Genomic DNA, 15,144 nt, shown 5'->3' with positions numbered 1-15,144 from the left:
GCCCGGCTCGCGCCGCACGGCCGCACGCCCATCAACGAAAGGTCCCGTCCCATGAACGATTCCCCGACACCCATCGAGCCCGCGTCCTCCGGTCGCTCCCTGTCGCGCCGTGCCGCGTTGTGGGCGGCCGCCGGGCTGGCCGGCGTGGCCGCCTTCAGGCTGGTGCCCAGCCTGGCCGCCGAAAGCGCCATCGTGATTCCCGCGCCCACGGTCGATGCCGCTGCCCCGACCGCGGCCACCGAGGTCGCGGTCATCGCCGGCGGCTGCTTCTGGGGCGTCCAGGGCGTGTATCAGCATGTGAAGGGCGTTGTCAGCGCGGTGTCCGGCTACGCCGGCGGCGACGAGAAATCCGCGCAGTACGAGATGGTGGGCACCGGAAGAACCGGCCATGCCGAAGCGGTCGCCATCACCTACGACCCCCGGCAGATCAGCTACGGACGCATCCTGCAGATCTATTTCTCGGTGGCCCACGACCCGACCGAGCTGAACCGGCAGGGCCCCGATCGCGGGACCCAGTACCGCTCGACCATCTTCGCGCAGAACGCGGAGCAGGCCCGTGTCGCCAAGGCCTACATCGAACAGCTCGGGCAGCAGAAGAGCTTCGGCCAGCCGATCGTCACGACCATCGAGATGCAGAAGCGCTTCTTCCCGGCGGAGGCCTATCACCAGGACTACCTGACGCGCAATCCCTCGCAGCCGTACATCGTCTTCAACGACCTGCCCAAGATCGAGAACCTCAAGAAGGTGTTCCCGGATCGCTATCGCGCCGCGCCGGTGCTGGTGGGCAGTCGCGCGGCCGGCTGACCGGTCCGGTCCACGCCGGCCGCCCGTGATGGATCTGCCGGTCTACCTGCGCGACATGGACGCGTGAGCCGACGCATCGGCAGGCCGCATCAGCCCGATGGCCTCGCGCGCCAGCGCATCGATCGAATCGGTCAGCACCACATCGAACTCGCCGCGGCGCCCCGCCGGAACGGCCAGCGGCAGCTCGGTGCAGCCGAGCACCACGGCACGCGCGCCTTGCCGCGCCAGCGCGCGAATGCCTTCGGCCGCGGGTGCGAAAGCCTCGTCGATGCGGTTGGCCTTCACGGCCGCGATCGCTGGCACGCACAGGCGCTGCACTTCTTCGGGCGACGGCTCGATGGTCTCGTAGCCGGCGTCACGCAGGTGGCGCTGGTACAGGCCCATCGCGATGGTCGCGGGCGTGCCCAGGATGCCGACCTTGCCCCCGGTCACGCCCTGGCGGCGCAGGTCCTCCACCACGGCCTCGACGATGTGCAGCAGCCGCGTCGGGCTCGCGGCCTGCAGTTCATCGAACCACAGGTGGGCGGTGTTGCAGGGAATGGCGATGCAGTCGGCACCGCCGGCCACCAGCGTGTCGATGCCGCGCAGCATGCCGGGCAGCGGGCTCGGCCCCTGGCCGAGGAAGGCCGACGAGCGGTCGGGAATGGCGGGGTCGTTGCACAGCAGCACCGGGATGTGCTGCTGGTCGTTGTCGGCCGGCGTGAGCTGCACCATGCGCAGCGCGAAGGCGGCGCCGGCCAGCGGGCCCATGCCGCCGAGCACGCCCAGCCGCCGCGGTGCGGCGTCGATCACGTGGCGGCTCCGTCGCGCCAGGCCCGCGCGAGCCGGGCCGAGAGTTCGGCCGCCGCCTCGCAGGGATCGATCACGGGCACGCCCACCGCGGCCTCGAGCGGAGCGCGCAGCTCGGCCATGCCGGCGCAGCCGAGCAGCACGACGTCGGCGCCGTCTTCGTCGACCAGCAGGCGCGCCGCCGCGATCATCGGCGCCAGCGCATGGGCAGCATCGCCCGACAGGTGCACCGGCAGGTCGAGCGGCCGTTCGGCCACGACGCGCTCGCGCACGCCCAGCGCTTCCCAGTAGCGCAGGTGGCGCGGGATGGCGGCACTGGCGATGGCGATCACGCCCACGCGCTCGCCGCGCGCCATGGCGGCGCGCATGCCGGCTTCGCCCAGGCCGACGACCGGGCGCTCGCTGCGCGTGCGCGCCACGGCGATGCCGGGGTCGCTGAAGCAGGCCAGCACGAAGGCATCGGCCTCGACGGCATGCGCGGCCACGTCGTCGGCCGCGAGGCGCGCGCCCTGCTCGAAGTCGTCCTGCGTGACGATGCCCGGCGGGCCCTCGTGCGCCGTGACGCAATCGAAGTCGCATTGCGCGGGCGGCACGGTGGCGCGGAAGGCGCGTGCCACGGCCTCGGTCACCGAGACGCTGCTGTTCGGGTTCAGCACGCGCACGCGCGGCGGATTGGCGGCGGTGTTCATGCCTTGTCCTCCCCGAGGCCGATCAGCGCCTTCAGCACACGGCCGTGCGGGCGCTGCACGGGCGCCACCGGTGCGCGGCGCGCGAGGTCCGGCGCGCCGCGGCGCAGGTACTGGCCGCTGCCGCGCTCGGCATGCAGCGCGCCGTCCTCGATCACCACGCGGCCGCGGCTCACGACCACCTCGGGCCAGCCCTGGATGGTCCGGCCCTCGTAGGGCGTGTAGCCGGCGTTGTCGTGCAGCATGGCGGCGCTGATGGTGGTCTCGCGCTCGGCGTTCCACACGGCGATGTCGGCGTCCGCGCCCAACGCGATCGCGCCCTTGCGCGGTGCCAGGCCATAGAGCCGGGCATGGTTGGTGGCGGTGAGCGCCACGAACTGGTGGATGTCGATGCGCCCCTTGAGAAAGCCTTCGCTGAACAGCAGCGGCAGGCGCAGCTCGATGCCGGGCACGCCGTTGGCCATCTCCTTGAAGGTGGTGGCGTCGCCCTTGGGCAGCTTGCCGGTCTCGTCGAAGCGGTAGGGCGCATGGTCCGACGAATAGGTGGCCAGGGTGCCGTCGATCAGGCCGCGCCAGATGGCTTCCTGCGCATCGGCATCGCGCGCGGGCGGCGAGCAGCAGAACATCGCGCCCTCGAGGCCCGGGCGGTCCATGTCGTCCGCCGTCAGGAACAGATACTGCGGGCAGCTCTCGGCCAGCACGTTGGCGCCCAGGGTCTGGGCCTGGCGGATCACTTCCACGGTGTCGCCGCCGGCCACGTGCACCAGCAGCAGCGGCACGTCGACCAGCCGCGCCAGCGCGATGGCGCGGTAAGCGGCCTCGGTCTCTGCCAGCGGGTCGTGCGCCACGCCGTGGAACTTCGGCGCGGTGTGGCCGCGGTCGATCAGCCGCTGCGCGATCCAGCGGATCATGTCGTTGTTCTCGGCATGCACCATCACCAGCGCGCCTTCGGCCCGCGCCAGCGCGAGCACCTCGAGCAACTGGTAGTCCTCGAGCTTCATGCGGTCGTAGGTCATGTAGACCTTGAGCGAGGTGATGCCGTCGCGGATGGCCGCGGGCAGGTCGGTCGAAAGCGTGGCGTCGTCGGGGTTGGCCAGGATCAGGTGGAAGCCGTAGTCGATCACCGCCTTCTCGGCCGCGCGCTGGCTGTAGTCGGCCAGCACCTCGGGCACCGACATCTCGCGGTGCTGGGCCGCGAAGGGCAGGATGGTGGTGGTGCCGCCGAAGGCGGCCGACACGGTGGCCGAGTAGAAATCGTCGGCGCACATCATGCCCATGCCCGAGCGCTGCTCGACGTGGCAATGGCTGTCGATGCCGCCCGGCAGCACCCAGCGGCCGGTGGCGTCGACGTCGCGGCGGCCCGGCGGCAGCGAGCCGCCGATGGCGGCGATGCGCCCGTCGCGCACGCCGAGGTCGCCCTCGACCACGCGGCCGTCGGTGACGATGCGCCCGCCGCGGATCGTGAGGTCGAAGGGTTCTTCGCCGATCAGCGAAGCGATGGTGGTGTCCATGAGGGGTTCCGTGCGCGCGTTCAGACCAGCGGCTCGCCCGCGCCCGTGCGCTCGACGATCAGGCGGTAGTGCTCGGGGCGGCGGTGCTTGGCGAAGTTGAACACGTGCTGGCGGAAGTATTCGCCCAGCGACATGTCGGCCTTCACGCAGATCACCTCGTCCTCTTCCGTGAGCGAGCGCGCCACGATCTCGCCCGTGGGCGCGACGATGGCCGAGCTGCCGATCATGTGGTGGCCGTCCTCCGAGCCGCACTTGGCGGCCGCCGCCACCCAGATGCCGTTCTGGTAGGCATTGGCCTGCAGCGACACCAGGTGCGTGGTGGTGCGCAGGTGCACCGGCTCGTTCCAGTGGATGTTGAGCGAGGGCGTGTTGTAGCCCAGCACCACCACCTCGGCGCTCTGCAGCGCCATCACGCGGTAGGTTTCGGGCCAGCGGCGGTCGTTGCACAGGCACATGCCGAAGCGCGTGCCCATGGTGTCGAAGACGCGGAAGCCCAGGTCGCCGACCTCGAAGAACTTCTTCTCCAGGTGCTGGAACGGCGCCTCGGGCTTGTGCTCGGAATGGCCGGGCAGGTGGATCTTGCGGTACTTGCCGACGATGGCGCCCGCGCGGTCCACGATGATCGCGGTGTTGTAGCGCGTGCCCTCGGGCGTGCGCTCGGCATAGCCGAGGTAGAAGCCCAGGCCGAGCGCCTTCGCCTCGTCGAACAGCGGCTGCACCTGCGCATTGGGCATGGCCGGCTCGAAGAAGCGGGCCTCGGCCTCGGCCTCGTCCATCCAGTAGCGCGGAAAGAAGGTGGTGAGCGCGAGCTCGGGGAACACGACCATCTCGGCACCGCGGCCCTTGGCGTCGCGCATCAGCTCGACCATGCGGCGCACGACCGCCTCGCGGGTGTCCGCCAGATGTACCGGGCCCATCTGGGCGACGGCCAGGCCCAGGGTACGTTTGCTTGTCATCATTGCTTCCTCAATCAGCGTTGGTGGTTGTAGTGGTCAGGCGCCTCAGGCGGCCTTGGGATTCGGGCGGCGCTGGCGTTTCTCCAGCCGCCCCAGCAGCACGACCAGCGGCCACAGCAGCGCGAGATAGATCAGCGCGGCCAGCACGATGGGCGTGGGGTTGTAGAGCATCGATTGCGCGGAGCGCGCGGCATACAGCATCTCGGGCACCGACACCACGCTGGCGATGGTGGTGAGCTTCACCACCTCGATCATGTTGCTCACGAGGTCGGGGAACACGTTGCGCACCGCCTGCGGGATCTCCACGAACAGCAGGCTGGCCGGGCGGCCCATGCCGGTGGACAGCGCGGCCTCGCGCTGGCCGCGCGGCACCGACTCCAGGCCCGCGCGCAGGATCTCGCCGAAGTAGCTCGAGTTGTTGAGCATGAAGCCCAGCGCCACGCAGGCCATGGGCGAGAGCTCCATGCCGAGGTAGGGCAGGCCGGTGTAGAGGAAGATCAGCAGCACCAGCGGCGGGAAGGCGCGGAAGAAGTCGATGTAGACCACGAGCAGCGCGCGCACCAGCCGGTTGCGGATCACGAAGCCGGCCAGCGCCAGCACCATGCCGGCCGCCAGCCCGAGCGGGATCACCCAGGCCGACAGCAGCAGCGTGTTGAGCAGGCCCTGCAGGATGTAGGGACCGACCTCGCGCACCACGCCGAGGTTGAAGAAGTACTGGAGGATGAGTTCCATGGAGGGCTCCGTTCGGCGGCGTCAGTGGCGGCCCGCGCCGTGGCGCCGCTCGATGTAGCGCCCGGCGACCACCACGGGCAGGAAGATCACGAGGTAGCCCAGCGCGCCCATCATCAGCGGCGTGGGATTGCCCGCGAAGCTGGTGGCCGAGGTGGCCTGGTTCAGGATCTCGTTGAGCGCGGCCACCGAGCCGTAGGCCGTGCCCTTGGTGATGGCGATCACGCGGTTGGTCAGCGGCGCCACCATCAGCCGGCACGACTGCGGCAGCAGCACATGCACCATGGCCTGCGTGTGGCTCAGGCCGGTGGAGCGCGCGGCCTCCATCACGCCGCGCGGCTGCGACTCGATGCCGGCCCAGAACACCTCCTCGGAGAAGGCCGCGAGCACCAGCGTCAGGGCCAGCCAGGTCGAGGCGAAGGCGCCGAGCGACAGGCCCAGGAAGGGCAGCGCGTAGTAGAACAGGATGATCAGCACCAGCGGCGGCAGCGCGCGCAGGATGTCGACCAGCGTGGACACCAGCAACGGCAGCCCGCGCACCGGCAGGCTGCGCAGGTAGGCCAGCACGATGCCCAGCGCCAGGCCGGCGGCGATCACGGCCAGGCCCAGCTCTATCGTCACGCGCGCGCCGTCCAGCACCTGGGGCAGGTAGCGCGCGGCGATGTCGCCGTTGAAGAAGGTGAAGACGAGCTTGTCGAACTGCATGCGGCGCTTCCGGTCGGTCGCTCAGAGCGCGCGGCTGCCGATGCTGGCGATGAAGGCCGCGGTGCGCGCATGCACCGGCGCCTCGAACACCTGCGCGGGCGAGCCCTGCTCGACGATGGCGCCGCCATCCATGAACACCACGCGGTCGGACGCCGCCTTGGCGAAGCCCATCTCGTGCGTCACCACCACCATGGTCATGCCGTCGGCGCGCAGCTCGCGCATCACCTGCAGCACGCCGCCGACCATCTCGGGGTCGAGCGCGCTGGTCGGCTCGTCGAACAGCACCAGCGCGGGCTTCAGCGCGATCGAGCGCGCGATGCCCACGCGCTGCTGCTGGCCGCCCGACAGCTGGGTGGGGCGCACGCGCGCCTTGTGCTCCATGCCGACGCGCGCGAGCGCCTCCATGGCGCTGTGCTCGGCCGCGTCGCGCGCCATCTTCTTGACCTTGCGCAGCGCCAGCGTCACGTTGCCGAGCACGTCGAGGTGCGGGTAGAGGTTGAAGGCCTGAAACACCATGCCCACGCGCTCGCGCAGCCGGTTCAGGTTGGCGCCGCGCGCATAGATGTCGTGGCCTTCCACGCGCACCTCGCCGCGGCTCGCGTCCTCCATGCGGTTGCAGCAGCGCAGCAGCGTGCTCTTGCCCGAGCCCGAGGGGCCGATCACCGAGACCAGCTCGCCCGCCTGCACGTCGAGGTCGATGCCGTTGAGCACGGGAACGCTGCCAAAGGATTTGTGCAGGTTGCGGACTTGCAGGAGCGGGGAGGACGTCACGGCGATGCTCGGCTGATGGGGGATGGGGTGGACGGGGAGGGCAGGGGCGCGCTTACTTGCAGACCGGCTTGGCGCTCGTGGCCTCGTAGCCGAACAGGCCCGGAATGCCGTGGCCGGCCGGCGAGACCACCGTGGCCGAGTCGGCCGCGGGCTCGGCGCCGAACCACTTCGTGTGCAGCTTCTGCAGCGAGCCGTCGAGCTTCATGCACTTGAGCACGTTGCTCACCTGGTCGCGCCCGGCCTTGTCGTCGATGCGGAACGGAATGGCCCAGACCGAGCCGGTCTTGATGACGAAGGTGGTCTTGATGGCCGGCGCGCTCTTCACGGCCCAGGCCGAGGGCGTGACGCCCGCGAGGTTGGCGTCGCCGCGGCCCGAGATCACGGCCTGCACCGCGTCGGCGTTGGTGCCGTAGACGGCGATCTCGTAGCCGTACTGCGCCTGGTTGTTGCGCGCCCATTCCTCGGGGCCCGAGCCCTTGTTCACGGCGATGGTCTTGCCCTTGAGGTCTTCCAGGCGCTGGATGTCGTTGCGCTCCTTCTTCACGACCAGCGTGAAGTTGTTTTCGAGGTAGCCCTCGGTGAACAGCACCGACTTCGCACGCTCGGGCGACACCGTGGTCGGCGCCATCAGGAAGTCGAACTTGCCCGCGTTGAGCGCCGGGATCAGCGCCGAGTACTGCGCGCCCTCGATCTCGATGCGGCGGCCGAGGCGCTTGGCGATCTCCTCGCCGAGCTCGACATTGAAGCCCTGGTAGCCGCCGCTGAGCTTGGGGAAGGCATGCGGCGGGAAGTTGGGATCGACGCCGGTGCGCAGCGGCGCGGGCTGGGCGCCGGCGGTGCCGGCGGCACCCGCGATGAGGGCGAAGGCCAGCGGCGCCAGCAGGGACTTGAGGTGACGGAACATGGGCTTTTCTCCAGAAATAGTCGCGATCAAAACGGCGGGGTTCGCGGGGAGCGAACTGCACCGCGTTGGTGTGCGGTGGCGATGCGACGAATTATTTCGAGCGAGAAAAGCGGCGTCGATTGATGCTTTGTGCGGCGTCCTTACGCGCTGGTTAACACCTGGCCCCGGGCTGGTGCGACATGTTTTGGCGTGCCTATATGCGGTGCGAAGCGCATGCTATTGGGGCATTCCCTGGCTTCGAGCGCCAGGCCCGACGACAGCGGCGATCAGTCTTCCTGCGCTTGCGGCGCGGCGAGGCCGCGCTGCATCAGCACGCTGCGCAGGGTGCGCACGAAGGCTTCGGCGGCCGGCGAGAGCGGGTCGGTGCGCAGGTGCACGAGGTGCGCGACCAGCGGCTCGATGCCCTCCACCGGCAGGATGCGAAAGCGCGCGTCGGGCCAGGCCTGCAGCGAGAACTCGTCGACCAGCGCGATGCCCGCGCCCAGGTGCGTGAGCGCGCAGGCGTTCTGCGGCGAGCCCACCTCGAGCATGGTGCGCGGGGCCTCGTCGAGCGACGCGAAGAAGTGGCGCACCAGTTCGCCGAAGGGCGTGCCGCGCGGGTACGACATCAGGTCGTAGGGCAGCAGGTCCTGCGCGCCGACCGCGTTGCGCGCGGCCAGCGGATGCGTGTGCGGGCAGATGCACACGATGCGGCAGCGCGCGACCGGCATCGTGATGAGGTTCGGATGGTCCACCGCCTCGAGCGAGATGCCGAGGTCGAAGTGACGGCTCAGCAGGCGCTCGCGCAGCAGGTCCTGGTTGAGGCACTTGAAATGCACGCGCGTCTCGGGGTTGGCCTGGTGGTAGTGCGCGATCGCCATCGGCACCAGCATGTGGCCGATGCCCGGGCTCGACACCACGCTGATCAGGCCCGAGCGGCGCGCCATGAGTTCGTGCGAGAGGTCGCTGATGCGCTGCACGCCCTGGTAGACGTCCTCGACCTCGTGGTAGAGGCGCCGCGCCTCGGCCGTGGGCGACAGCCGGCCCTTGATGCGCATGAAGAGCGGAAAGTTGAGCTGGGTCTCGGTGTGCGAGAGCACCCGGCTCACGGCGGGAACGGACACATGCAGCAGGCGGGCGGCATCGCTCACGGAGCCGGTGGCCATGATGGCCCGGAACACTTCGATTTGACGCAGATTCATGGCGCGGAACTTTAGCGCTACATCGCGCCGGCCACCGGGACCGCGCCGCGCGCGCCTATTCCTGCAGCGCCGCCTGCGTGTGCTCGATGTGCTTCTCGAGCAGTTCCACCGCCAGCGGGATGTTCTTGGCGATGCAGGCCTTGAGGATCTGCGAATGCTCGGACTGCGAGGACTTGCGCCCCACCTTGTGCGACTGCAGGGCGCGCAGGTGGCGCGCGATGCCGCGCACGCTCTCCTCGATCATCTTGAGCAGCTTGTCGCGCCCGCAGGGGCGGTAGAGCGTCAGGTGGAACTCGAGGTTGAGGTCGGCCCATTCCTGCGGCGATTCGCTGCCGTCGTAGCGCGCGATGATCTCGCGCGCGGCGCGGTGGTGCGCGGGACGCAGGTGCGGGATCGCGAGCTTGAGCGCGCGGGTCTCGAGCGCGATGCGAATGTCGAGCGCCTCGACCAGGTCCTTGATCGACTGCGACGCCACGGTCGAGCCCGCATGGGCGCGGTGCTCGATCAGGCCCTCGGCCTCCAGCCGCTTGAGGGCCTCGCGCACGGGGATGCGGCTGACGCCGAAGCGTTCGGCCAGCGCCTGCTGCTTGAGCTGCACGCCGATCCCCAGTTCGCCGCTCAGGATCAGTTGCCGCAAGGATTCCGTGACGGAATCGGCCGAGAGGATCTGCTCGCCGGTCGGTGCCTGGGCCACCATTCGAACTCCCTTGTTGTCGTCGCCATGAACTGCAGGGGATTCTACGGAAGATCCCATTTCGGATCCCTTGGGCAAGGGTGCCCGGGACATCCTGTATAGCCGGCGGCGGCCGCAGCGGTTAAAACCTAGATCCTGGATTGGATCCAATCTGGAACGCTTCTTGCTCGCCGCTTTTCCGAAGTCCGGAGGGGGCCTGCCAGGCGCTGAATGTGTGCGTTGCGCCCCACATTGGATCCAATCTTGAATTCAATCATGGAGCCATTTGTAGGTATTTCCCCTTGATTTGCCCTCGTGCCCGTTGCGGTGGAAGCGAATGGCTGCCTAACATCTGTACCTGTCTATACATCAGTAGACAAAGCCCAATCATCTTTCTGGAGAGTTCATGTCCGAGTCGAGTTATCTGAGCGGCGCCTGCGTTTGGTCGGGTGCCGAGATGGGCCAAAACCATCGGTGGGTCAAACAGTTTCCCGCCGTCGTTCTGGATCAAATCGATACTGCGTTGCAAAAGACCGAGGGCCTCGACTGGCGCAGGATCGACCGCCAGAACTTCCCGCTGCCCGATGCCAAGCCCTTCTTCGACGAGGTGCGCGAGGAGCTCGAGAACGGCTCGGGCATGGTCAAGATCCGCGGCCTCGAGGTCGGGCGCTACCAGCAGGAACAGCTGCGCCGGATCTGGTACGCGCTGGGCGCGCACCTGGGCACGCCGATGTACCAGAACTACCGCGGCGAGGTGATGCGCGAGATCAAGGACGAAGGGATGGGCGTCGGTGCCAAGCTCTACGGCGCGACCGTCGACGAGCACGGCAAGCAGTTCCTCTCATCGGGCGCGCGCACGCTGTCGCCGGGACAGCTGCGCTTCCACACCGACCGCTGCGACGTGGTCGGGCTGCTGTGCGTGCGCCAGGCCTCCGAGGGCGGCGTCAGCAAGCTCGCGAGCAGCGCCACCGTCTACAACCGCATCCTCGAGCGCCGGCCCGACCTGCATGCGCTGCTGTGCAGGCCGATTCCGCGCAGCCGCTTCGGCGAGGAAGCCGGTGGCGAGCACGTGGCCTACGACCTGCCGATCTTCGGCGTGCGCGATGGCAAGCTCACCAGCCACTTCTCGCTGACCTACATCGAGAATGCGCAGATGCTGCCCGACGTGCGCAAGCTCGGCGAGGCCGAGCACGAAGCCATCCAGCTTTTGATGGCGGTGGCCGAGGAGGAATGCTTCGAGATGCGCTTCGCGCCCGGCGACATCCAGCTGCTCAACAACCACGTGATCTACCACGGCCGCACGGCCTTCAAGGACAACGTGCAGACCGGCGAGGACCGCATGCTCATGCGGCTGTGGCTGTCGGTACCCAATTCGCGCGCGCTGCCGCCCGACCATGCGGTGCTGTGGGGCGATGTCGGTTCGGGCAAGCCGCACGGCGGCATCGCGCAGCCAGCGGCGGCGCTGCCGGTCTGAAGCGGCACCGCGCCGCCCGATGCCCGCGCGGGCCCGGGCTCTCGGTCTTTCTCTTCGCTGCAGGACTCCTTCGCCAAGGAGTGCTGCCTTCTGCAACCTGCATGAGTTCTCTAGAGGTTTCTATGAATCGATGGATGCGATGGCTGGCCGTGGCGTTCCTGGCCTGCACGGCCGGTGCGGCTTCGGCGCAGGACTGGCCGAGCCGGCCGATCCGTTTCGTCGTGCCCTGGCCGCCCGGCGGACTCAACGACACCATCGCCCGCGCGTTCAACGACCGCGTCGGGCAGGCGCTGGGGCAGCCGGTGGTGCTGGACTTCAAGCCCGGTGCCGCGGGCCGCATCGGCGTGTCGGACGTGGCGCGCTCGGCGCCCGACGGCTACACCGTCGGCATGGGCAACCTCGGGCCGCTGACGATCCATCCGGTGCTCTACAAGCAGATGCCCTACGACGTGAAGAAGGACCTGCTGCCGATCGCGATGTTCGCCGCCTCGCCGCTGGTGCTGGTGGTGCCGGCCACCTCGCAGTTCAAGTCGGCGCGCGAGCTGGTCGAGGCGGCGCGCGCGAAGCCCGGCGCCTACAACTTCGCCTCGGTGGGACTCGGCAGCCCCGCGCACCTGACCTTCGAGCTGGTGAACGCCAAGGCCGGCATCCAGATCGTCCACGTGCCCTACAAGGGCACCAACGAAGCGCTGCCCGCGGTCATCGCGGGCGACGTGCACGCCACCTTCGACACGCTGTCGAGCCTGCAGCCCTTCATCAAGGCCGGCAAGCTGCGACCGCTGGCCGTCACCACGGCGGAGCGCGTCGCGCAGTTCCCCGAGGTGCCGACGCTCAAGGAGCTGGGCCTGCTCGATGATCCGGTGCTGTCCTGGTATGCGCTGATCGCGCCGGCGCGCACGCCGGCCGCGATCGTCGCGAAGCTGTACAAGGCCTATGGCGATGCCGCGCAGACGCCGGAGATCCAGAAGCTGCTGGCCGCGCAGGGACTGATCTACGTGCCGATGTCCTCGGCCGAGTTCCAGGCCGGCATCGACAAGGAGACCGCCCGCTGGGCCCGGATCATTCAAGACCACCGCATCGAAGTCACGCCCTGAACACCACGCATCTCTCGCCACCCGGACCGCTTTTTCCCCTCGATTCCAACCAACCCAACGGAGCCCCGACATGAAATCCCCCCAGCGCCAGCGAACCACCTCCCACGCCAGGCCGATCGCCTCGGTATTCGCGGCCCTCCTCGTGAGCGCCGCCTCGTTCGCGGCTTCCGCGGCACCGGACTACGGCAAGTGCGAAGTCACGGGCCAGCGCGGCTCGGTGAAGCTCGAGACCGTGGTGCCGGGCGCGCTGTCCGTGCGGCCCGTGCTGCCCTCGCCGGGCTGGTGGAACGGCGACTCGATCGACACCATCAAGGACGGCTTCGAATACTGCATGGCCGCCAACATGGCCTACCGCGCCGGCCTCGACAAGGTGGTGGTGGTGAACCGCTCGTTCGCGCAGATCCTCACGGGCCAGGCGCAGGGCTTCGACATCGCGCTGAGCCAGATCACCATCACCGACGAGCGCAAGAAGGTGGTGAACTTCACCGAGCCCTACTTCAGCTCGGACCAGGGCATCCTGGTGAAGGCCGGCGTCAAGGTCGACAAGGAGAGCATCAAGAAGCTGCGCCTCGGCGTGAAGCAGGGCACGACCATCCTTGGCTACCTGGCCGACAACGTCAAGCCGGTGGAACAGCCCAAGGTCTTCGCCGAGGCGGCCGCGATGTACGCGGCGCTGGCGGCCGGCCAGGTCGATGCCGTGCTCTACGACACGCCCAACCTGCTGGCGCGCGCCAAGCAGTCGAACGGCCTGTTCGAGGTGGTCGGCCGCTACGACACGGGCGAGCGCTGGGGCGGCCTCGTCAACAAGGACTCGCAGAACATGGCGACCTTCAACAAGCTGATCGACGAGATGAAGCGCGACGGCACCTTCGCGCGCCTGGCGAACCAGTACCTGACGCCCAGCCTCGGCGCCGATCCCACCAAAGTGCCCGTCTTCAATCCCTGAGACCGAGATCCGACCATGAACAGTGCAACGCAGCAGTCCGCCGGCCTGCCTTCGCCCGTCGCGGGGCAGGAGCGCCGCCTGAACATCGGAGGCATGCCGAAGGTGCCGCTGATGCTCTTCCTCTTCGCGCTGGCGGGCGTGATCCTGGTCGTCGCGGCCAGCTGGTACACCCTGCAGTCCCTGCGCGAGGCCCTGCGGGGCAGCGCCTGGGACGGCTGGTGGATCACGGCCGGGGCCGGGGTCCTGGCGCTCGCGTCGCTGGCCGTGGTCCGGCCGCTGTGGCGCGCCTTCCAGCGCTGCCGCGGCGTGCGCGCGGCGGCGAGCCGCATGGACATCGTGGCGGCGCGCATCGAGCGCTCCGACGCCTGCGTGCAGAGCTGGATCGCGCTCGGCCACACGCTGGCGCAGTTCCTCGTGGTGCTGGGCTTCCAGTTCCTGCTGGCCAACAACCAGGCGGTCGCCAAGACCTTCTTCCTGGTGCCGCTGATCGTGAAGACCTTCCCGCTGGTCCTCGATGCGTTCTGGGTCAACGTGAAGATCTTCCTGATCGCCGAGGTGCTGGTGCTGGTCTGGGGCCTGATCGTGGCGCTCGCCATGTTCGCGCCCGGGGCCGCCGGCAAGCCGCTGCGCTTCATTGCCACCGCCTATGTCGACGTGTTCCGCTCGATCCCCGCGGTGCTGGTGATCTACCTGGTCGGCTTCGGCCTGCCGTTGACGGGCGTGCCCATCCTCAAGGACCTGTCGCTCACGACCTATGTGGTGATCGCGCTGACGCTGACGGTCGGGGCCTACGTGGCCGAGATCTACCGCGCGGGCATCCAGAGCGTGCACTGGAGCCAGACGGCCGCCTCGCGCTCGCTCGGGTTGTCGCACATGCAGACGCTGCGCTTCGTGGTCGTGCCCCAGGGCGTGCGCCAGATCATTCCGCCGCTGCTCAATGCCTTCATCGCGCTGCAGAAGGACACCGCGCTGGTCAACGTGGTCGGGGTGGTCGACTCCTTCAACCAATCGATGATCGTGGCCTCCAACTACTACAACCTGTCGGCCGCGACCACCGTCGCGCTGCTCTTCATCGTCATCTCCATCCCGCAGACGCGCTTCGTGGAGCGCATGGCCCGCCGCGATCGCGCCCGCATGCGCGCTGGCAACGCATAAACCGAGTCCCCACACATGTCCTTCATCGAGATCCGCGAAATTTCGAAGTCCTACGGCGAGCTGCCGGTGCTCAACCGGCTGGCGATGGCGGTCGAGGAGCATCAGGTGGTGAGCCTGATCGGTCCCTCGGGCTCCGGCAAGTCGACGCTGCTGCGCTGCATCAACGGCCTGGAGCCCATCGACGCGGGCGAGATCCGCGTGCACGGCGACCGCATCACCGGGCCGGGCGTCGACGTCAACTCGCTGCGCCGCGACATCGGCATCGTGTTCCAGGGCTACAACCTGTTCCCGCACATGACCGTGCTGCAGAACGTGACGCTGGCGCCGATCCAGGTGCTCAAGCAGTCGAGGGAGGAGGCCGAGGACCGCGCGATGGCGCTGCTCAAGCGCTTCAGCCTCGCGCACAAGGCCAGGGAGTATCCCGACCGCATGTCGGGCGGCCAGCAGCAGCGCGTGGCGATCGTGCGCGCGCTGGCCATGGACCCGATGGTGCTGCTGCTCGACGAGATCACCTCGGCGCTCGATCCCGAGCTGGTGTCGGAGGTGCTCAACATCGTGCGCGACCTCGCCAACGAAGGCATGACCATGCTGCTGGCCACGCACGAGATGGGCTTCGCGCGCGAGGTCTCGTCCAAGGTCTGCTTCCTGTGCGACGGCGTCGTCTGCGAGGAGGGACCGCCCGAGCAGATCTTCGGCGAGCCACGACAGGACCGGACCCGTTCGTTCCTGCGCAGCATCCGAGAGGCGAAGCGCATCTAGATGAGCG

Annotated in this window: 16 protein-coding genes; 6 read left to right on the top strand and 10 right to left on the bottom strand. The window is 68.8% G+C overall.

The genetic code is table 11. From position 1 onward, the window contains the following. The first annotated feature begins 51 nt into the window (after positions 1–51). Complete coding sequence (gene msrA / locus BM109_RS26985) at positions 52–804, top strand: peptide-methionine (S)-S-oxide reductase MsrA (RefSeq protein WP_093349663.1); 753 nt, start codon at positions 52–54, stop codon at positions 802–804. A 42-nt stretch (positions 805–846) separates the two neighbouring features. On the opposite strand, the gene BM109_RS26980 is transcribed toward msrA, so the two are convergent. From BM109_RS26980 to BM109_RS26935, 10 genes are all read right to left on the bottom strand, one after another. After that, positions 847–1,596: a cysteate racemase gene (locus BM109_RS26980; protein WP_093349660.1), complete on the bottom strand. Its 750-nt coding sequence runs from the start codon at positions 1,594–1,596 to the stop codon at positions 847–849. After that, the gene (locus BM109_RS26975; RefSeq protein ID WP_093349657.1) at positions 1,593–2,282 is read right to left on the bottom strand and encodes an aspartate/glutamate racemase family protein; all 690 of its coding nucleotides are present in this window, start codon (positions 2,280–2,282) and stop codon (positions 1,593–1,595) included. Before BM109_RS26975 ends, BM109_RS26980 begins: the two co-directional genes overlap by 4 nt. Next, positions 2,279–3,790 carry a dihydropyrimidinase gene (gene hydA, locus BM109_RS26970; RefSeq protein WP_093349654.1) on the bottom strand — a complete coding sequence of 504 codons (1,512 nt, stop codon included), beginning with the start codon at positions 3,788–3,790 and terminating at the stop codon, positions 2,279–2,281. The genes BM109_RS26975 and hydA overlap by 4 nt, the downstream gene beginning before the upstream one ends. A 20-nt stretch (positions 3,791–3,810) precedes the next feature. Continuing rightward, positions 3,811–4,746: an N-carbamoyl-D-amino-acid hydrolase gene (locus BM109_RS26965; RefSeq protein ID WP_093350154.1), complete on the bottom strand. Its 936-nt coding sequence runs from the start codon at positions 4,744–4,746 to the stop codon at positions 3,811–3,813. Positions 4,747–4,791: 45 nt separating this feature from the next. Continuing rightward, positions 4,792–5,478 carry an amino acid ABC transporter permease gene (locus tag BM109_RS26960; protein WP_057593062.1) on the bottom strand — a complete coding sequence of 229 codons (687 nt, stop codon included), beginning with the start codon at positions 5,476–5,478 and terminating at the stop codon, positions 4,792–4,794. A gap of 21 nt (positions 5,479–5,499) precedes the next feature. Further along, positions 5,500–6,180, bottom strand: a complete 681-nt coding sequence (locus BM109_RS26955; protein ID WP_093349652.1) for an amino acid ABC transporter permease — start codon at positions 6,178–6,180, stop codon at positions 5,500–5,502. A 21-nt stretch (positions 6,181–6,201) separates the two neighbouring features. Then, the gene (locus BM109_RS26950) at positions 6,202–6,951 is read right to left on the bottom strand and encodes an amino acid ABC transporter ATP-binding protein (protein WP_093349649.1); all 750 of its coding nucleotides are present in this window, start codon (positions 6,949–6,951) and stop codon (positions 6,202–6,204) included. Positions 6,952–7,003: 52 nt separating this feature from the next. Continuing rightward, the gene (locus tag BM109_RS26945; RefSeq protein ID WP_093349647.1) at positions 7,004–7,855 is read right to left on the bottom strand and encodes a transporter substrate-binding domain-containing protein; all 852 of its coding nucleotides are present in this window, start codon (positions 7,853–7,855) and stop codon (positions 7,004–7,006) included. Positions 7,856–8,121: 266 nt separating this feature from the next. Further along, positions 8,122–9,036: a LysR family transcriptional regulator gene (locus tag BM109_RS26940; protein WP_093349644.1), complete on the bottom strand. Its 915-nt coding sequence runs from the start codon at positions 9,034–9,036 to the stop codon at positions 8,122–8,124. A gap of 55 nt (positions 9,037–9,091) precedes the next feature. After that, positions 9,092–9,733, bottom strand: coding sequence for a GntR family transcriptional regulator (locus tag BM109_RS26935; RefSeq protein ID WP_093349641.1), 642 nt, complete (start codon positions 9,731–9,733; stop codon positions 9,092–9,094). Positions 9,734–10,232: 499 nt separating this feature from the next. Here BM109_RS26935 and BM109_RS26930 point away from each other — a divergent pair, with 499 nt between their 5' ends. The 5 genes from BM109_RS26930 to BM109_RS26910 all read left to right on the top strand — a co-directional run bounded on the left by BM109_RS26930 (position 10,233) and on the right by BM109_RS26910 (position 15,137). Next, a complete protein-coding gene (locus BM109_RS26930; protein WP_256222796.1) occupies positions 10,233–11,183 on the top strand; it encodes a TauD/TfdA family dioxygenase in 951 nt (316 codons plus the stop codon). 134 nt (positions 11,184–11,317) lie between these two features. Next, positions 11,318–12,277, top strand: a complete 960-nt coding sequence (locus BM109_RS26925) for a Bug family tripartite tricarboxylate transporter substrate binding protein (RefSeq protein WP_256222794.1) — start codon at positions 11,318–11,320, stop codon at positions 12,275–12,277. 70 nt (positions 12,278–12,347) lie between these two features. After that, positions 12,348–13,223: an ABC transporter substrate-binding protein gene (locus tag BM109_RS26920; RefSeq protein WP_093349634.1), complete on the top strand. Its 876-nt coding sequence runs from the start codon at positions 12,348–12,350 to the stop codon at positions 13,221–13,223. A 15-nt stretch (positions 13,224–13,238) separates the two neighbouring features. Further along, positions 13,239–14,378 (top strand): amino acid ABC transporter permease, encoded by a 1,140-nt coding sequence (locus BM109_RS26915; RefSeq protein ID WP_093349631.1) that lies wholly within the window; start codon positions 13,239–13,241, stop codon positions 14,376–14,378. 15 nt (positions 14,379–14,393) lie between these two features. Beyond that, positions 14,394–15,137 (top strand): amino acid ABC transporter ATP-binding protein, encoded by a 744-nt coding sequence (locus BM109_RS26910; RefSeq protein WP_093349629.1) that lies wholly within the window; start codon positions 14,394–14,396, stop codon positions 15,135–15,137. Positions 15,138–15,144: the final 7 nt, after the last annotated feature.

Source organism: Variovorax sp. PDC80 (genome assembly GCF_900115375.1).
Lineage (GTDB): Bacteria > Pseudomonadota > Gammaproteobacteria > Burkholderiales > Burkholderiaceae_C > Variovorax.
This window is presented reverse-complemented; position numbering and strand designations above follow the sequence as displayed.

Bases quoted from the DNA above. Each gene is read 5' to 3' on its own strand.
- BM109_RS26915 (WP_093349631.1), top strand. From the start codon at position 13,239: ATGAACAGTGCAACGCAGCAGTCCGCCGGCCTGCCTTCGCCCGTCGCG.
- BM109_RS26935 (WP_093349641.1), bottom strand. From the start codon at position 9,733: ATGGTGGCCCAGGCACCGACCGGCGAGCAGATCCTCTCGGCCGATTCC.
- BM109_RS26975 (WP_093349657.1), bottom strand. From the start codon at position 2,282: ATGAACACCGCCGCCAATCCGCCGCGCGTGCGCGTGCTGAACCCGAAC.
- BM109_RS26940 (WP_093349644.1), bottom strand. From the start codon at position 9,036: ATGAATCTGCGTCAAATCGAAGTGTTCCGGGCCATCATGGCCACCGGC.
- msrA (WP_093349663.1), top strand. From the start codon at position 52: ATGAACGATTCCCCGACACCCATCGAGCCCGCGTCCTCCGGTCGCTCC.
- BM109_RS26945 (WP_093349647.1), bottom strand. From the start codon at position 7,855: ATGTTCCGTCACCTCAAGTCCCTGCTGGCGCCGCTGGCCTTCGCCCTC.
- BM109_RS26925 (WP_256222794.1), top strand. From the start codon at position 11,318: ATGCGATGGCTGGCCGTGGCGTTCCTGGCCTGCACGGCCGGTGCGGCT.
- BM109_RS26960 (WP_057593062.1), bottom strand. From the start codon at position 5,478: ATGGAACTCATCCTCCAGTACTTCTTCAACCTCGGCGTGGTGCGCGAG.
- hydA (WP_093349654.1), bottom strand. From the start codon at position 3,790: ATGGACACCACCATCGCTTCGCTGATCGGCGAAGAACCCTTCGACCTC.
- BM109_RS26920 (WP_093349634.1), top strand. From the start codon at position 12,348: ATGAAATCCCCCCAGCGCCAGCGAACCACCTCCCACGCCAGGCCGATC.
- BM109_RS26910 (WP_093349629.1), top strand. From the start codon at position 14,394: ATGTCCTTCATCGAGATCCGCGAAATTTCGAAGTCCTACGGCGAGCTG.
- BM109_RS26965 (WP_093350154.1), bottom strand. From the start codon at position 4,746: ATGACAAGCAAACGTACCCTGGGCCTGGCCGTCGCCCAGATGGGCCCG.
- BM109_RS26955 (WP_093349652.1), bottom strand. From the start codon at position 6,180: ATGCAGTTCGACAAGCTCGTCTTCACCTTCTTCAACGGCGACATCGCC.